The sequence below is a fragment of the Pseudoalteromonas sp. P1-25 genome (genome assembly GCF_001401805.1).
Lineage (GTDB): Bacteria > Pseudomonadota > Gammaproteobacteria > Enterobacterales > Alteromonadaceae > Pseudoalteromonas.
In genome coordinates this window covers 91,193-106,930 of the sequence record NZ_LKDW01000006.1, presented here as the reverse complement: position 1 = coordinate 106,930, position 15,738 = coordinate 91,193, and the positions used below count along the sequence as shown (strand labels likewise).

Sequence of the window (15,738 nt, the reverse complement as noted above, 5' to 3'; positions counted from 1 at the left end):
ATTTCTGAAGCCCTAATGGATTACTTAGCGGCTTTTTCCCAGTGGGGCTTTTTAATGGCCTTCCTCTACTGCTTAGTCTCTAGCATAAACAAAGACAATAAATCTCCTGTTTATTTGTCTGCGTTAATGCTTTGCTCATATATTTTCAGCAGCTATCTAAAATTGTTAGAGAACCTATATCTTAATTGGGCTTTATACGATTTTATTACAATTGTCGCGTTGCTCTCTTTACAACACTTAATTGTTTTTAAACGTACTAAAGCTTTCCTGTTCCTCATTCTGGCTTTAACTGCTAATGCCGTACTTACGTTGCTTTTGTATTATGACTTATATGTTCTATATAACTTTGAGCCATGGTGGTATTGGAGTGTTTATTCTATCGGCGTAAACGTAATTGATGTATTAATGATGCTTTCATTAGTGGTTAACCAGCTAAAGAGTAATCGGCTTATTGAAAAGTTATAAGTGTGGCTGAACTTTAATAACGTGATATTAACTGCATTTATGGAGCTATTTATTGAGCTATTTATTGAGTTTAGTTACCTGATTAGACCTATGGTACTGACGAAGGGCAGATAAATTATGCTAATATTACTCATTTTTTGCCTAACTAGATAGTGTTTCAAGCAACATGGCTATTATGGATGTAATCTCTAACTTCGATTTCGCTTATATATTAAGCGCTATTGTACAGTGGGGGTTTCTCATGGCCTTTTTATACACATTCGTATCCTCTATTAATAGCCCCTTTAAAGGCTTTGTTGTACTTTCTAGTATTATGGCGATAGGTTATTTGCCTTGGATATTCACAAACTTTCAAACGGTTACTTATTTAGACTTTACTCTTTTAGATATCGCTATTTTAGTTGCTGTATATGTAGCTCAGCGTTATTTTATTAAAGAGAAAACGACAGCTTATGCCTACTTAATCATCGGCCTTAGTGTTAACACCTTTTTAGCCCTATGCATGTATCTAGATACCAATATTCTATATAATTACACCTATTGGTGGTTTTGGCGCTTTTATTCATCGGCTGTTATGTTTTCTGATTTGTGTATGATCGCTGTACTAATCATTAATAGAGACTTTTTAGGCTTAATTAAGCTTAAAAGGTGGCTTTGCAGCTAGCATTTTAAAGACGATGTATCGATACGTTTATGGCGATAAAAGTTTTTTTAGTTTTAATAAGTAAAATACTAAGCTAGGCGCTCAGTTAACAATGTTGTTTATTATTTTTGAGGTGCTTATTATTAGCGTTTACTTTTAAGATGGATGTCATGTCTTTTCTATTAGATGTGAGAATCGCCCATATAATCGGTGTGGTATTGCAATGGGGATTTCTCATGGCATTTTTATATTCTTTAGTATCATCTATCAATTCACGCTTTAAAGCGTTAGTCATTCTTTCATCAATTATGGCTATTTCGTATTTTCCAGGTGTTTTGTTCAATTACCAAACCATTACTTATCTTGACCTCGCTATTTTAGATGCTATTACCATAGTGGTTTTAATTATTGCTCAACATTTTTATATTAAAGAGAAAACGGTTGCATTTATGTATCTTATGCTCGGGCTGAGTATCAATATGTGCTTTGCTTTAGGTATGTATATAGACTCTTATATTTTGCATAATTACACCTATTGGTGGCTTTGGGGGTTGTATTCATCAGTGGTGTCCATTTCTGATTTGAGCATGATTTTAGTTTTGTTTATTAATAAAGACTTTTTAAAAATCATTTATTTTAAAAACCTTATTTACTCTTTTTTTGCTAAGAAACAGCAATAGTGAATAATGTTCTAATCCCGCCTGAAGTATCAGTTTATATCGGTGTGTTAGTGCAGTGGGGGTTTTTAATGGCCTTTTTGTATTCACTAACAACTAGCATTAACAATTCAGCAAAACAGGTGGTATGGCTATCTTTAGTTATGGCCATATCTTATTGCTTTAGCTTCTTTGTTGATATTTATGATATTACCTACATAGAGTTATTTTGTTATGACGTAGTCACGTTATTTTTTATTTTTTTTCTGCGGTATTACTTACCTGAAAAACGCATATCTACTTACTTATTATTTGGCTTGAGCATCAATTCGTTATTGTTTTTAGCTATGCATATAGATGTGTTTGTACGTGGTAATTACGAACCGTGGTGGTTTTGGTCTGTTTATACCGTTGTTATTAATATGATGGATATCATCATGATTAGTATTTTTTTCATAAAAAAGGATTTTTTAAGGTTAGTGCATGTTATGGATAAATTGGCAGGCTTTATTATGAGGGCGAAGCTAGGTGGCTGATATCCTTTGGGAGCTTGTTGATTTAGGGTACAACGTGGGCATTTTGTTTACGTGGTTTTTTATTCTTGCCTTTTTGTATAACTTATCGGCAAGTATTAATAAGCCAGATAAAAGTAGGGCACAGCTTTCATTTATTATGATGGCATCCTACACAGCTAGTTTGCTTATGGACCCACTTATTACACCATCTCACTTAAATTATTTTTATTATGATGCTGTAACTCTCCTTGTTTTATTTTTGTGGCGTAATTTCACCAAGCAAACCATACCTACGTCCTTTTATTATTTAATTGTAGGACTAAGCTGTAATGCTTGCTTATTTTTAGGTATGCATTACGACATCGTTATACAGGGTACACTTTACTATTGGTGGTTTTGGGCGGTATATACTTTTGGTATGTATTTTAGCGATTTCACAATGGCACTTGTGTTAATTATAAACAGAGATTTTTTAGGTTTACTCAGGCTTAGAAAGTATTTACTGCTATTTTATAGAGATGGCAAAGGAGTAAGTTAAATTAACTATTTTTTTGGTATTTGCTACATCTTAAAAAAATTAGATAGCGATACAATTTTTACTTTTCAGACGTTAAGGTTACATGATTGATATAGTGTTAAATACCAACATAACCTTCTATATAGGTGCATTTGTACAATGGGGCTTTTTAATGGCTTTTTTGTACTCGCTGGTCAGCTCAATAAATAACGATGATAAGAGCAAAGTTTGGTTAACATCAATCATGGCTCTTTCATATTCATCTGGCTTATTTATTGATATGGACTCCATAACCTACTTTGATTTTTTCTTATTTGATGCTGCAACACTAGTATCGATTGTATTGTGTGGTTTTTTTATAAAAACTTCTACCTTGTACATTTATTTAATTGTTGGGTTAAGTATTAATACTTCTTTATTTTTTGCGATGTATATAGATAACGATATTATGCATCACTATGAGTATTGGTGGTTTTGGGATGTTTATTTTATAGGTGTAAATTTTAGCGATTTACTTATGATTGTAGTAAGCCTTTTAAACAAAGATGTTTTAGGTTTAGTAAATCTAAGTAATTATTTAACTACAAAGTTGAAGCGTTGTCGATATGCATAACCTGTTATGGGCATTGGCTGAGCTTTATGATTACATAACCATTTTAATTACTTGGTTATTTGTTTTTGCATTTTTATATTGCTTATCTACAAGCATCAATAAGTCAGATAAAAGTTTAGCCCAAATATCATTTATTATGATGGCTTCATATACATCAAGTATGGTTATGGACCCGAAAACAGCCACGCCTCACCTAAACCTGTTCTTATTTGATGTCGTTACCATAATCGCTTTGATGATATGGGTGATTTTTTTATCGAAAGCTAAACCGATCGCTTTTTATTATTTAATCGTGGGGCTTAGTTTTAATGCGTTTTTATTTTACGGTATGCATTACGATAGTATCGTTGTTGGAAATATAGAGTATTGGTGGTTTTGGGGGCTTTATGGCATTGGGCAGCTTACAAGTGACTTAGTAATGGCAATAGTTTTATTTATAAATAAAGATATTTTAGGCTTGATAAAGCTTAAACGCGCTTTGTTTAACCGCGGTGAATTACACGCTATGGCTAAAAAGTAGTTAGGTATATTGGCGCACCAACGTGCGCTCATTGTGTTTATTTAGCTTACCTCGCCACCTAATCTTTGTTTTAAAGCATCCACTACAAGTGGGCTTACAAACTCGCTTACATCGCCATTATGGCGGGCAACTTCTTTTACCAAGGTTGATGATATAAACGAATTGCGCTCTGAAGGTGTTAAAAACACACTTTCTAAATCGGGGTTGAGGCGGCGGTTCATGTTCGCAAGCTGAAATTCGTAATCAAAGTCAGACACTGCTCTAATACCGCGAATAAGTACATCGGCTTTATGCTCAAAAGCTAAATCGGCAAGTAAACCTGAAAAACCAATCACTTTTACATTACTCAAATGCCCTAAAATGCTGTTGGCTAAGCTAACTCGCTCTTCTAGACTAAAACACGGCTTTTTAGTGGGGTTATGTGCAATAGCAACAATAACCGTGCTAAACATTTTAGCTGCACGCTGAATGAGGTCGGTATGACCATTAGTTAAGGGGTCGAATGTACCCGGGTAGATTGCCGTAACGTTCATAGATTTCACTAACTATTATTTTTTAAGTAGTCTATCAGTGTTTGTGGCACAAATCAGCTAAGCGTGTTTTTAAAATAGTAAATTATGATGGTATTTAAACCAACCTGATTTGTTTATACTGCAGGACTGTTATTTAGTGTAAAGTAGTTTATAAGTTAATTTGAGTCGTCGCATATGAATACTAAGGATAAAATAATACACACCAGTATTTCGTTATTTAACGAACACGGTGAGCGTGCAATATCAACCAATCACATTGCATCACATTTAGGGATGAGCCCGGGTAACCTTTACTATCATTTTAAAAATAAAGAAGACATTATTCGGCATATTTTTGCGCTTTATAGTGAACACTTACATACTCACTTTAAACCTATTGAAGTAAACGATGATGCGTTTGATCATTTAACTGCTTATTTAGATTCTTTATTTGAGCTAATGTGGCGCTATCACTTTTTTTACGACAACTTAGGCGACATCCTCTCAAGAGATGAAAGTTTAAAAAAGGCCTACATAGATTTTCAGGCAACGCTATTAGAGCAGGTTCGCCAAGTTATTTTAGGCCTGCGTGATAACGAAATGATTGCAATACAAGAGCAAGATGCGCTTGAACTTGCCCATACGCTTAAACTAACCGTTAGTTTTTGGACTCCATATATTAAAGCGCGTAGGCTCAGTGGTAATTTAGCCGAGCAAGATATTTATCATGGCATTTTAAAAGTATTAGCATTATTTAGGGCTTACAGCACCGAAAAAAGCATGCTTAAAATGAATCAGTTACGTGAAAAATACACCCAACTTGCAGAGCAAGCCCCAGCGCTTGCCTAACTGGTGTTAGTTGGTTAGTTCCTAGACGCAAAAATTTTTGCTATAATCGCGCGCCCAATGCCTGGGAGCGCGAATTCCCGCAGTCTAAGAGTGAACTATGCTTAAATTTATCGTCAAACTACATCCTGAAATTGCCATTAAAAGCCGTTCGGTACGTAAACGCTTTACTAAAGTGTTAGAAAATAACATTAAAATTATGTTGCGCCGTGTTGACGAAAAAGTACAAGTAAGAAATAACTGGGATAATATTTCTGTTGTAACTAAGCTTGATGATGCACAAACACGCCTAAACTTTATAGACAGCCTGCAGCGTATTCCTGGCATTGTGCAATTTATTGAAGTGACCGAAACTGACTTCACTACGCTTGACGATATCTATAAAAAAACCATAGACCTAGTAGGGCACACCATTGTTGGTAAAACGTTTTGTGTACGCGCTAAGCGTATTGGTGAACACGACTTTACTTCTACCGATTTAGAGCGCTACGTTGGCGGTGGTTTAAACCAGCACGTTGAAGGCGCGCGCGTTAAACTAAGCCGCCCAGAAGTCACTATTCGCTTAGAAGTAAAAGACGATAAAGCGTACATAGTGACGAAGACACACCTTGGAATGGCGGGCTTTCCTCTACCTACGCAAGAAGACGTGCTTTCGCTAATGTCGGGTGGTTTTGACTCGGGGGTAGCAAGTTATCAGATGATCCGTAAAGGTGCTCGCACGCACTTTTTATTCTTTAACTTAGGAGGAGCTGCGCACGAGATTGGTGTTAAACAAGCTAGCTACTATTTATGGAAAAAGTTTAGCTCTACCCATAAAGTTAAATTTATCACGGTTGATTTTGAACCCGTTGTTGCGGAGATTTTAGAAAACGTTGAAAACAGCCAAATGGGTGTTGTACTAAAACGTATGATGATGCGTGCTGGTAGCCAAGTTGCTGAAAAATTAAATATTCAAGCACTTGTAACCGGTGAAAGTATTGGTCAGGTTTCTAGCCAAACTTTAGCTAATTTAAGTGTGATTGACCGCGTAACAGAAACCCTTATTTTGCGCCCGCTTATTCAGCACGATAAGCAAGAAATTATTAATATTGCCCGTAAAATCGGCACCGCAGAAATGGCCGAAACCATGCCTGAATACTGCGGCGTAATATCTAAAAAGCCAACGGTGAAAGCTAAAATTGACGTTATTAAAGCCGAAGAAGAAAAGTTTGACTTTGATGTGCTCAATACTGTTGTTGAAAACGCGCGTATTATGGATGTGCGCGACATTGACGTAGAGGCTAAGCAAGAACTTAAAGAAGCTGAGTCGGTTGTAGATTTACCAGCGGGTGCGGTGGTTGTTGATATTCGCTCACCAGAGGAAGAAGATGCAGCGCCACTTGAGATTGACGGCATAGATGTAGTGCACTTACCGTTTTTCCGCTTAGCGACTAAGTTTGGTGACTTACCAAAAGATAAAGACTATTACCTGTATTGTGAAAGAGGGGTTATGAGCCAGCTGCAAGCGCTTATTCTTCACGAGGCAGGCTTTACGGGTGTAAAAGTTTACCGCCCGTAAAGGTTAAACGTAATTTAGAGCGTGGCTTATACCACGCTTTTTTTTGCCTGAATTTTAGCGAGTAGGGCATCGTTTAGCGGAGTACTGATATTTAATCGCTTACCTTGTTGGCTAATGTAGCCACAAATGGCGTCTATTTCGGTTTGCCGGTTGTGTGCTACGTCTTGATGCATTGAAGAGTAGTTTTCAGCGGTTAGCATCATTACGTTGTAAGCGTTGTTAAGCGCATCGGCCAGTTTAATATCAAGCTTTAAAGCATGGGCTACTTGGCATGCTTCAGTTAATAAGTTAAAAATAATGCTATTAAAATAAGGGGCACGTAACTGACCATTTTTAATATCATGCAGTGCGCTTAATGGGTTAATAGCAATGTTTACTAATAGTTTTTCAAACCGTAGCTGCTCAATATTAGTACAGTAGCTTAGCAGCGGTACGTTTTGCAATTGCTCGCACATTGCTTGGCGGTAACTGTGCGCGCATGGGTTACAGGCACCTAATATGCTTTTTCCTTCACCGGTGTGCTGTACTATAAAGTCGTTTGTTTTAAAACCGGCCATACTGGTGGTTAAAAAATACAACGCGTGTTGCTTATCAAGTTGCTCATTGAGCATTTCAACATTCCCCATACCGTTGTGCGACAAAATTAATACACTATTTGACGATAAAAAGGGTTTTACTTGCGTAAACGCCGATTGCACCTGAAAAGCCTTTACAGCAAAAATAACAATATCAAACACGGGCTGTTCACTCATTTGTGTGAGTGTAATGAACCGTGCATTAATTTTTTGCGAAGGCTGTTTTGCTTTGCAATAAAAACGCGTATTTGTAGTAGCTTTACGTGTTAAAACATGGACGTTATGAGCTTTAGATAAAAAATGGCTGAGCAATAAACCAATAGCGCCGTCGCCAATAATAAGAATATTAGCCATAAGGGTTCTTTTTTCGAGGAGTAAAAATGCTTCTTAGTAAAAAGTACGTGGCCGCACCGGCAAAATCAGCAACAAAATCACCTAACGAGGCTTGTCTGTAAGGAAGCGCATCTTGCATTATTTCTATTGCTGCACCGTAGCCCGCAAGCAGGAGTATTTGCGTGTACAGCGGTAATTTGAAGGCTTTATCCATAATGATGGCGAGTATAAAAAATATCCCAAAGTGGGCAACTTTATCAACATGTGGAAATACGTTCGTAACGCCGCCTTTTATTTCTTTGGCAAATAAGAGGGTAAACACCACAATACTAATCAAAAAAACTGCTTGGTAAACACGCCTTGTCACGATAAATCCTAAAACCGCTTAAAAAAGAGGCTGCAGTATATCAAACTAAATTAGTATCGCACCTGAACAACTGGCAGAAAAATGTAAAGATTTATAATTTTAGCGTTATAATCTGCGCATAAATTTAGATTTAATAGTTAGGAGAACCCAATGCCTTCATTTGATATCGTATCAGAAGTAGAAATGAACGAAGCTAAAAATGCAGTTGATAATGCAAACCGAGAGCTTGAAACACGCTTTGACTTTAGAGGTGTGGATGCATCAATTGAGTTAAATGATAAAACAATTAAGTTAAAAGCAGAGGCTGATCAACAGGTAATGCAATTGTTTGATATTTTAGCCGCTAAAATTTCTAAACGAGGTATGGACGTGGCAAGCTTAGATTTGCAAGATATTACTCGTGCTGGCAAAAATGTGTTTCGTAATGTTGTACTTAAACAAGGCATCGAAAAAGACATGGCTAAAAAAGTAGTTAAAGCCATTAAAGACTCAAAAGTAAAAGTACAAGCTGCTATTCAAGGTGAAGAAGTACGTGTGACGGGTAAAAAGCGTGACGATTTACAAGCCGCTATGCAAGTCGTTCGCACTGCAGATTTAGGTCAGCCTTTCCAGTTTAAAAACTTTCGCGATTAATTAGCTAAGTGCCTTTAGTATTTTAAAGTGAAAATTTAAATGTGTGGTTATTAAATGTATTAGCCACGCATTTTACCCCGCCCTAATTACAGCCTTTATTTACTCGCAACCCTAAACCCCTTTTGCCTGCGTAAAATCACTCTACTGTGCTTCCATACTCTTTGAACATTATTTAAATGCATTATTAAACCTGCTTAGCACGCAGTTGCGTATATTAGGCTATTCTTAATATCAATATTACTTAATAGTGACTGTTAAAGGCTTTAAATGCTTAAGTTTTTTATTTTTATAATGATCATTGTGTGCAGTAAGTTTAGTTATGCTAAGCCAATAAATGTAGATGTGTTGGTAGAGGACGGTTACTTTCCAATTATTATTAATGCTGAAAAAGAGCAAGGAGTAGCTCCAGAGTTTATTAAAATACTCAATGATTCTCAAAATGACTATAAATTTACGCTTAACTCTTTGCCTGTAAAAAGGCTCAAAAAGTGGGTGGAGTGGGGTGAGTTTGATGTGTTGTTTTTAATGGCTAAGCAATGGGTGCCCGAGGGATCAAGAAGCGCCTTACAGGAAACGAGTTTTTATGTTATTGCTAAAAATGAGCTGTATACGTTAGCACAGAACGCCCAAAAGCAAAGCTATTTCGACGACTTACATGCTTTAACAAAAGCGGGGGTATTGGGGTATTCCTATCGTTTTGCTGATTTTAAAACTGATGCACAATATTTAAGTGAAGAACACCAAGTTAGTTTAACAATTGATGAGTTTAACGTTGTAAAAATGCTGCTATTAAAGCGAGCAGATGTAGGGGTTATAAACAATATTGCTTATCAATATTTTAAAAAGAATAACATTTTTAATATGGACCTACTTTATAGGAGCAATACACCAGATGCTATATACGATACTCACTTTTTAGTTAACCCTCCGCGCAGTAAAATTTCGGTAAAACAAATGGATAAGCTTTTAAATGCGCCCGAAATAAAACCAAAAATCACCGCGCTTTTAAGCTCATATGGCATAACCTCTAGCTTTACACAAAACAATTAATTTAGCTTTTAGCTATATAGACGTCCGTTGACATTTGTAAACAAACTGCTCACAATAACCGCCTATTTTCAAGGTGCTTGCTGTTTGCTAAATACAGGGTTTAAAGTATTAAAACTAACAGCAAGATAATCGGGAAGTTGGTGAGCCTTTATGATAAAAGCGATCCCAACACTGCCCCCGCAACGGTAAAGTATTAACGCATTTATGTGTTTACTGAGTCCGGAGACCGGCCTTGAAGTAATCTTACTTACTTAAATCTTTGCGGTGGGCAAAGATAAGGAACATCATGCTAAATAAAACAACTCTTGGCGTTGCTATCTCGGCTGCGTTGTCTTTTTCTGCCTCTGCTTCAGAAAATCCAATTGAAAAAATCACTGTAACCGCTAATAAATTTGAACAATCAATAAATAATGTTTTAGCAAGCGTTAATGTTATCAGTCGAGAACAAATAGACAAAAGTAATGTACGCGATTTACCAACCTTACTAAGCACACAAGTGGGTTTTCAAATTAATCCTAATGGGGGCTTTGGCCAAACGTCGGGCGTGTCTTTACGTGGTACGGGTTCTGGCGATACGTTAATTTTAATTGATGGCGTTCGCACGGGATCAGCCACACTTGGCCAAAAAGCACTAAGTAATGTGCCGCTAAATAGTATTGAGCGAATCGAGATCATAAAAGGATCGCGTGCCGCTGTTTATGGCTCAGATGCCTTAGCTGGTGTTATTAATATAATAACGCGCGAAGCGAGCAATATCTCGCTTGATGCCACATTTGGCTCTAATGCCTATCAAAACTACCAGCTTGCGGGCTCTGTTAAATCGGCTGATGTAACTAGCGCTTTTAACGCCGGTTTTGAAAAAACAGATGGCTTTGACGCGCTGCAAGGTGTTGCCCCAGATGACGATGGTTACGAAAATAAGAACCTAGGTTTTAAAGTTAATTATGCTGACGCTCACTATGGTAATTTTAAGCTACTAGGTCAGTACAGCGAAGGTTACGCAGATTATGATAGCAGCTTTAGCCCTGCCACGAGCACAGTTGAAAGAGGGAACTTTAAAAACTATCAACTGTCGGCGAAGTGGAGCAAAAACTACACTAACCAATCTCATGCTCTTGAGGTTGCTTTTGCAACGGATGATTCTGACAGCACGTATGTAGATTTTTCTACAGGTGGGCAAACAACCAGTACGTTTATTACTAAACGTTCGCAAGTAGATTACAACGGCCAATACCGTTTAACTAATACGCTTAATATTAGCGGCGGCGTTAATTGGTATAAGGATGATGTATCACACAGTTCTCAAGCTTTTGATGAAGATAGCCGCGATGTATTAGCTGTGTTTGTTGGGGCTTACTACGACACCGATACTGTGCTTGCCAATTTAACTCTTCGCCAAGACGACGATGAACAGTTTGGCGATGAAACAACCTATACTGCGGCGGCCGGTTATCATTTATCTGAAAATTCAACATTTAGAATTAGTCAAAGCACGGGTTTTAAAGCACCTACGTTTAACGATTTATACTACCCAAATTTTGGTAATCCGGACCTGCAACCTGAAAAATCAACAAACCGCGAACTTGGTGTTAATGTTAATTTTGACAGTGCACAAGTCGATGTTGCAATTTTTAGAAACGATATCGAAGATAAAATTGATTACGATGCAAACTTTGCATTAGCTAATATAAACGAAGCTCGCTATGAAGGGGTTGAGTTTAGCCTTGCTCAGCAAATTTTTGGGTTTGATAGCCGCTTTAATTTTGCGTACTTAAGTGCTGAAAATAAAGAAACCGGCGATGAGCTACGCAATGTTGCCAAGCGCACTGTTAATTGGGAAATCGCGAAGCAGTTTGGAGATTTTGATGCTCGCATTGATGTGCAATACCGCAGTGATCGCGAGGGGGCAGTAACGCGCCTAGGATCGTATACACTTTGGAACCTAGCAGGCAACTATCAGCTAAACGATAGTATTGAGTTGTCGCTTCGTGTAGAGAACTTATTTGACAGAGATTACAATGTGGTTGACTCAAGAGCTGACTTTACAAGCGGTGAAATATATTACTACAACACCCCAGAGCGCCGCTTTTTTGCAGGGGCAAGCTATCAGTTTTAATAGCGTTTTTTAATATACAAAAGCCCGATTTATATCGGGCTTTTTAATGTGTGTTTAGAATCAATTTAACAACGCAAATTAGCTAGTCAGCTAAAAACGCTTTAAATACAGTTTCAAACTTGTGTAATTTAGGTGCTATTAAAATACTACAGTAACCTTGCTGTGGGTTTTCGTTGTAGTAATCTTGATGATAATGCTCTGCAGGGTAATACGTTGTAGCAGGGCTAACCTCTGTCACTATTGGCTCGCTAATATGATTTTGTAGCTGGGCTATCATCTCATTGGTTTGCTTTAATTGTGCATCGTTGTGGTAATAAACAACACTTCTATACTGTGTGCCAATATCGTTACCTTGGCGATTTAATTGTGTGGCATCGTGTAAGGTAAAAAACATGCTAAGCAGGGTTTCAAAGCTCACTACATCGCTGTCAAACTCCAGTTGAACAACCTCAGCATGACCTGTTGTACCTGAGCAAACCGATTTATATGTGGGGTTGTCGGTATTGCCGCCAGTGTAACCTGAGCTGACATTAAGTACACCCTTTACACGCCTGAATGCGGCGTCTATACACCAAAAACAGCCTCCACCAAATGTTGCTAGTTGTGTTGATGTGCTCATAAGTTGTCCTAATTATGTATGTTGCAGTATTACAGCGAGCATAAATTGATTGCGCCGCAACAGCAAGTTACGGCGCAGTCTAAGCTCAGTTAAGTTTCTTCGCTGTCTTTTAGCGGGTGAGAGTCGGCTTGCTTATTTAATTTTTGCTGCAAAAACTCGGGCGATTGTGTGTTGCGAGCTAGGGCATAGTACGCTGTAGGGACAACATACAGTGTTAGTAATGTTGATACTATAACGCCTGTAAATACCACCACACCAATTACCATGCGACTTTCTGCGCCTGGGCCCGATGCTAATACTAAAGGCACCGCGCTCATTACTGTGGTCAGAGAGGTCATTATTATTGGGCGCAGGCGTTGAGTGGCCGCTTGCAAAATAGCCTCGCTAAATTCAATGCCCTTATCGCGCAGTTGGTTGGTAAATTCGACTATTAAAATACCATTTTTAGCGCTTAATCCTATCAGCATTACAATACCAATTTGACTGTAAATATTGAGTGTAAGACCTGTGGCCCATAGGCCAAACATAGCGCCCATTAAGCCAAGGGGGACCGTAAGCATAATTACAAACGGGTGGATAAAGCTTTCAAATTGCGCCGCTAAAACTAAAAAGGTCACAGTCAGTGCAAGCACAAACACATAGGTCATAGCTGATTCGCCTTCGTAAAATAACTGCGATTCACCTTTGTAATCTACTGCGCCATCGATGTCGTTTTCCTCTGCGGCTACTTTGTTTAAAAAGTTAAGTGCTTGTTCAAGCGTATAGCCCTCTGCAAGGTTAGCGCTAAGTGTAATAGCACGCATACGGTTATAACGGTTTAAGCGTGATGCTGTTGCTTCTTCTTTTAAGCTGATAAGGCTATCTAGCGGAACAAGCTCACCACTGCGCGATTTAAGGTAAATATTTGAAATATCTGTAGGGTTTGTAAAGTCTTGCTTCGTGCCTTTTAAAATTACATCGTATTCTTCACCGCGGTCAATAAAGGTGGTTACGCGGCGCTGACCTAACATGGTTTCAAGGGTTGTGCCTACATCTGATACCGATACACCTAAATCAGCGGCTTTGTTTTTATCTATGCTGACCAAAAACTGTGGAAAGGTTTCTTTGTAGTCATGATCGATTCTTACCAAGCCAGGGTTCTTTTCTGCGCGCTCTATAATGCGGTCGCGCCAATCAGCAAGCTGCTCGTAATCGTTACCTTGCAGTACAAACTCAATAGGACGAGAAGAGCCTCCACCGCCAATACCACGGCGCATAATAGCAAAGGCACGTACGTCTGTTACCTCGGTCATTTTAGCGCTTATTTCATCCATTACTTCCCAGGTAGAGCGCTTGCGTTTATCCCAATCGGCCATACCTACAATGGCTACACCGCCACTGCCGCCCCAACCAGGAACACGCACTAGCACGCGGCTCAACTCTCCAGCCTCAGAGTAAGGCAGCAGGCGCTCTTCTATTTTTGCCATATTGGCAGCGTTATTTTCATAACTTGCGCCTTCAGGGCCGCTCATCATAATAAAAAAGGTGCCTCGGTCTTCTTTTGGTGTCAGTTCTGAGGGGACTTGTAAAAACAATGAATAGCTCACAAAACCAGCTAGCACAAGGCTTACCATAAGCCCCCATTTTTTGGTCATGTTTGAGGTGAGCGATTGGCGGTAACTGTTTTCAATTTTGCTAAAAACGCGGTCCATCCATTGGCTAAATTTACTTTCTTTTTCTGACGCTTTTAAAACTTTAGAGCATAGCGCAGGCGAAAGCGTAAGGGCCGTAATACTAGAGAAAAACACCGCGGCGCTTACAGCCATCGCAAACTCTGTAAATAAGGCGCCAATTCGCCCATCCATAAACACTAAAGGTACAAACACCGAAATAAGCACAAGTGTTGTCGCAATAATTGCAAAACCTACTTCACGGGCGCCTCTAAAGGCGGCTAATAGGGGAGGCTCGCCAAGCTCAATCCGACGGTGAATATTTTCAAGCATTACAATGGCGTCATCTACAACTAGGCCTATCGCTAGCACTAATGCAAGCAGGGTTAATAAGTTGATTGAGTACCCCATGGCAAGCAAAAACATAAAGCTGCCAACAAGGGCAACGGGCACTGTAACGGCAGGGATAAGTGTAGCGCGAATATTACCTAAAAAGATAAAAATGATTAACACCACTAATCCCATAGAAATGGCAAGCGTACTGTAAACCTCGCTAATTGACTCTTTAATAAAAACAGACGAGTCGTAGCTATCTTGAATAGTGGTGCCCTCTGGCAGGTTACGTTTTATTTTTTCAAGCTCACTGCGCGCGTTATCTACCACCGTTAACGTGTTTGCTTTAGCTTGCTTTACGATGCCTAGACCAATCATGTTACGGCCGTTACCACGGAACAGGCTTTCATCGTCGGCGGCTTCTAACTGTACGTCAGCCACTTCACCTAAGCGTACAAGATAGCCGTCTTCACCGCGTTTAATAACTAAGTTTTGAAAATCACGTTGATCTTTATAACTACGCGCTGTACGTACGGTAAAGTCGCGGTCGATAGATTCAATTTCACCTGCTGGTAGTTCTACGTTTTCACTGCGCAGGGTATTTTCGATATCGCTTGAAGTGATACCACGTGCAGCCATGGCTTGGCGGTTTAACCAAATTTTCATGGCGTATTGACGCTCACCGCCAATACGGACATTTGATACACCATCTACTACGGCTAATCGGTCGACAATAAAGCGTTGTGCATAATCGCTCAATTGCAACGAGTTCATAGTTTCACTGTTGAGTACAAACCAAGCAATAGGGCTCTCGTCGCTGTTTGACTTAGAGACCTCTGGCGGGCGTACTTGCTCTGGTAGGTTATCTAGTGCACGCGCAACTCGCTCTCGTACATCGTTTGAGGCTGCATCAATATCACGGCTAATATCAAATTCGATAACAATATTAGAGCGCCCGTTTCTACTTGAAGAGTTAATACTTTTAATACCTTCAATGCCCGATATCCTGTTTTCTAATATTTGCGTTATTTTTGTCTCGACTATTTCTGCCGACGCACCGGTATAGTCAGTACTAATACTGACAATAGGGGTTTCAATATCAGGGTATTCTCTAAGTGGTAGCATCGAAAAGGCTACCAACCCAAATGTAAGCAGTAGTAAGTTAATTACTATGGCAAAAACAGGGCGTTTGACACTCGTATCTGTAATTTTCACCGA

The 15,738-nt window shown here is 38.9% G+C and carries 17 protein-coding genes and 1 riboswitch; of the genes, 12 read left to right on the top strand and 5 right to left on the bottom strand.

Annotated features, from left to right (window positions below; genetic code table 11):
- Positions 1–15: 15 nt before the first annotated feature.
- The 7 genes from AN393_RS20535 (at position 16) to AN393_RS06000 (ending at position 3,929) form a co-directional block, all read left to right on the top strand.
- Entirely contained in the window at positions 16–465 is a 450-nt protein-coding gene (locus tag AN393_RS20535; protein WP_235576188.1) for a hypothetical protein, read from the top strand.
- Positions 466–706: 241 nt separating this feature from the next.
- Positions 707–1,129, top strand: coding sequence for a hypothetical protein (locus AN393_RS06025; protein WP_082422681.1), 423 nt, complete (start codon positions 707–709; stop codon positions 1,127–1,129).
- A 149-nt stretch (positions 1,130–1,278) separates the two neighbouring features.
- Positions 1,279–1,788 (top strand): hypothetical protein, encoded by a 510-nt coding sequence (locus AN393_RS06020; RefSeq protein WP_235576187.1) that lies wholly within the window; start codon positions 1,279–1,281, stop codon positions 1,786–1,788.
- Positions 1,788–2,300, top strand: coding sequence for a hypothetical protein (locus AN393_RS06015; RefSeq protein WP_200909025.1), 513 nt, complete (start codon positions 1,788–1,790; stop codon positions 2,298–2,300). The genes AN393_RS06020 and AN393_RS06015 overlap by 1 nt, the downstream gene beginning before the upstream one ends.
- Positions 2,293–2,817, top strand: a complete 525-nt coding sequence (locus tag AN393_RS06010) for a hypothetical protein (protein WP_055017592.1) — start codon at positions 2,293–2,295, stop codon at positions 2,815–2,817. The genes AN393_RS06015 and AN393_RS06010 overlap by 8 nt, the downstream gene beginning before the upstream one ends.
- 82 nt (positions 2,818–2,899) lie before the next feature.
- The gene (locus AN393_RS06005; protein WP_055017591.1) at positions 2,900–3,409 is read left to right on the top strand and encodes a hypothetical protein; all 510 of its coding nucleotides are present in this window, start codon (positions 2,900–2,902) and stop codon (positions 3,407–3,409) included.
- A complete protein-coding gene (locus tag AN393_RS06000; RefSeq protein WP_055017590.1) occupies positions 3,402–3,929 on the top strand; it encodes a hypothetical protein in 528 nt (175 codons plus the stop codon). Before AN393_RS06005 ends, AN393_RS06000 begins: the two co-directional genes overlap by 8 nt.
- A 41-nt stretch (positions 3,930–3,970) precedes the next feature.
- On the opposite strand, the gene coaD is transcribed toward AN393_RS06000, so the two are convergent.
- Complete coding sequence (coaD, locus tag AN393_RS05995; RefSeq protein WP_055014929.1) at positions 3,971–4,462, bottom strand: pantetheine-phosphate adenylyltransferase; 492 nt, start codon at positions 4,460–4,462, stop codon at positions 3,971–3,973.
- A gap of 174 nt (positions 4,463–4,636) precedes the next feature.
- On the opposite strand from coaD, the gene AN393_RS05990 reads away from it, so the two are divergent.
- The gene (locus AN393_RS05990; RefSeq protein ID WP_055014930.1) at positions 4,637–5,290 is read left to right on the top strand and encodes a TetR/AcrR family transcriptional regulator; all 654 of its coding nucleotides are present in this window, start codon (positions 4,637–4,639) and stop codon (positions 5,288–5,290) included.
- A 97-nt stretch (positions 5,291–5,387) separates the two neighbouring features.
- Complete coding sequence (gene thiI, locus AN393_RS05985) at positions 5,388–6,845, top strand: tRNA uracil 4-sulfurtransferase ThiI (protein WP_055014931.1); 1,458 nt, start codon at positions 5,388–5,390, stop codon at positions 6,843–6,845.
- A 26-nt stretch (positions 6,846–6,871) separates the two neighbouring features.
- Here thiI and AN393_RS05980 read toward each other — a convergent pair whose 3' ends face one another.
- Positions 6,872–7,774 carry a ketopantoate reductase family protein gene (locus AN393_RS05980; RefSeq protein ID WP_055014932.1) on the bottom strand — a complete coding sequence of 301 codons (903 nt, stop codon included), beginning with the start codon at positions 7,772–7,774 and terminating at the stop codon, positions 6,872–6,874.
- Positions 7,767–8,120, bottom strand: a complete 354-nt coding sequence (locus tag AN393_RS05975) for a VanZ family protein (RefSeq protein WP_055017589.1) — start codon at positions 8,118–8,120, stop codon at positions 7,767–7,769. Before AN393_RS05975 ends, AN393_RS05980 begins: the two co-directional genes overlap by 8 nt.
- Before the next feature lie 150 nt (positions 8,121–8,270).
- On the opposite strand from AN393_RS05975, the gene AN393_RS05970 reads away from it, so the two are divergent.
- The 3 genes from AN393_RS05970 to AN393_RS05960 all read left to right on the top strand — a co-directional run bounded on the left by AN393_RS05970 (position 8,271) and on the right by AN393_RS05960 (position 11,919).
- Positions 8,271–8,753 (top strand): YajQ family cyclic di-GMP-binding protein, encoded by a 483-nt coding sequence (locus AN393_RS05970; protein ID WP_055014934.1) that lies wholly within the window; start codon positions 8,271–8,273, stop codon positions 8,751–8,753.
- A gap of 267 nt (positions 8,754–9,020) precedes the next feature.
- Positions 9,021–9,803, top strand: a complete 783-nt coding sequence (locus AN393_RS05965) for a hypothetical protein (RefSeq protein ID WP_055017588.1) — start codon at positions 9,021–9,023, stop codon at positions 9,801–9,803.
- 86 nt (positions 9,804–9,889) lie between these two features.
- Positions 9,890–10,053: riboswitch (cobalamin riboswitch) on the top strand.
- A 36-nt stretch (positions 10,054–10,089) separates the two neighbouring features.
- A complete protein-coding gene (locus AN393_RS05960) occupies positions 10,090–11,919 on the top strand; it encodes a TonB-dependent receptor domain-containing protein (RefSeq protein ID WP_055017587.1) in 1,830 nt (609 codons plus the stop codon).
- Between the two features lie 82 nt (positions 11,920–12,001).
- On the opposite strand, the gene msrA is transcribed toward AN393_RS05960, so the two are convergent.
- Entirely contained in the window at positions 12,002–12,538 is a 537-nt protein-coding gene (gene msrA / locus AN393_RS05955; RefSeq protein ID WP_055017586.1) for a peptide-methionine (S)-S-oxide reductase MsrA, read from the bottom strand.
- Positions 12,539–12,627: 89 nt separating this feature from the next.
- Complete coding sequence (locus AN393_RS05950; RefSeq protein ID WP_055014938.1) at positions 12,628–15,735, bottom strand: efflux RND transporter permease subunit; 3,108 nt, start codon at positions 15,733–15,735, stop codon at positions 12,628–12,630.
- Positions 15,736–15,738 lie beyond the last annotated feature (3 nt).

What these genes read in the sequence shown, in the direction of transcription:
- AN393_RS20535 (WP_235576188.1), top strand. Translation starts at nt 16, where the DNA reads ATGGATTACTTAGCGGCTTTTTCCCAGTGGGGCTTTTTAATGGCCTTC.
- AN393_RS06025 (WP_082422681.1), top strand. Translation starts at nt 707, where the DNA reads ATGGCCTTTTTATACACATTCGTATCCTCTATTAATAGCCCCTTTAAA.
- AN393_RS06020 (WP_235576187.1), top strand. Translation starts at nt 1,279, where the DNA reads ATGTCTTTTCTATTAGATGTGAGAATCGCCCATATAATCGGTGTGGTA.
- AN393_RS06005 (WP_055017591.1), top strand. Translation starts at nt 2,900, where the DNA reads ATGATTGATATAGTGTTAAATACCAACATAACCTTCTATATAGGTGCA.
- AN393_RS06000 (WP_055017590.1), top strand. Translation starts at nt 3,402, where the DNA reads ATGCATAACCTGTTATGGGCATTGGCTGAGCTTTATGATTACATAACC.
- coaD (WP_055014929.1), bottom strand. Translation starts at nt 4,462, where the DNA reads ATGAACGTTACGGCAATCTACCCGGGTACATTCGACCCCTTAACTAAT.
- AN393_RS05990 (WP_055014930.1), top strand. Translation starts at nt 4,637, where the DNA reads ATGAATACTAAGGATAAAATAATACACACCAGTATTTCGTTATTTAAC.
- thiI (WP_055014931.1), top strand. Translation starts at nt 5,388, where the DNA reads ATGCTTAAATTTATCGTCAAACTACATCCTGAAATTGCCATTAAAAGC.
- AN393_RS05980 (WP_055014932.1), bottom strand. Translation starts at nt 7,774, where the DNA reads ATGGCTAATATTCTTATTATTGGCGACGGCGCTATTGGTTTATTGCTC.
- AN393_RS05970 (WP_055014934.1), top strand. Translation starts at nt 8,271, where the DNA reads ATGCCTTCATTTGATATCGTATCAGAAGTAGAAATGAACGAAGCTAAA.
- AN393_RS05965 (WP_055017588.1), top strand. Translation starts at nt 9,021, where the DNA reads ATGCTTAAGTTTTTTATTTTTATAATGATCATTGTGTGCAGTAAGTTT.
- AN393_RS05960 (WP_055017587.1), top strand. Translation starts at nt 10,090, where the DNA reads ATGCTAAATAAAACAACTCTTGGCGTTGCTATCTCGGCTGCGTTGTCT.
- msrA (WP_055017586.1), bottom strand. Translation starts at nt 12,538, where the DNA reads ATGAGCACATCAACACAACTAGCAACATTTGGTGGAGGCTGTTTTTGG.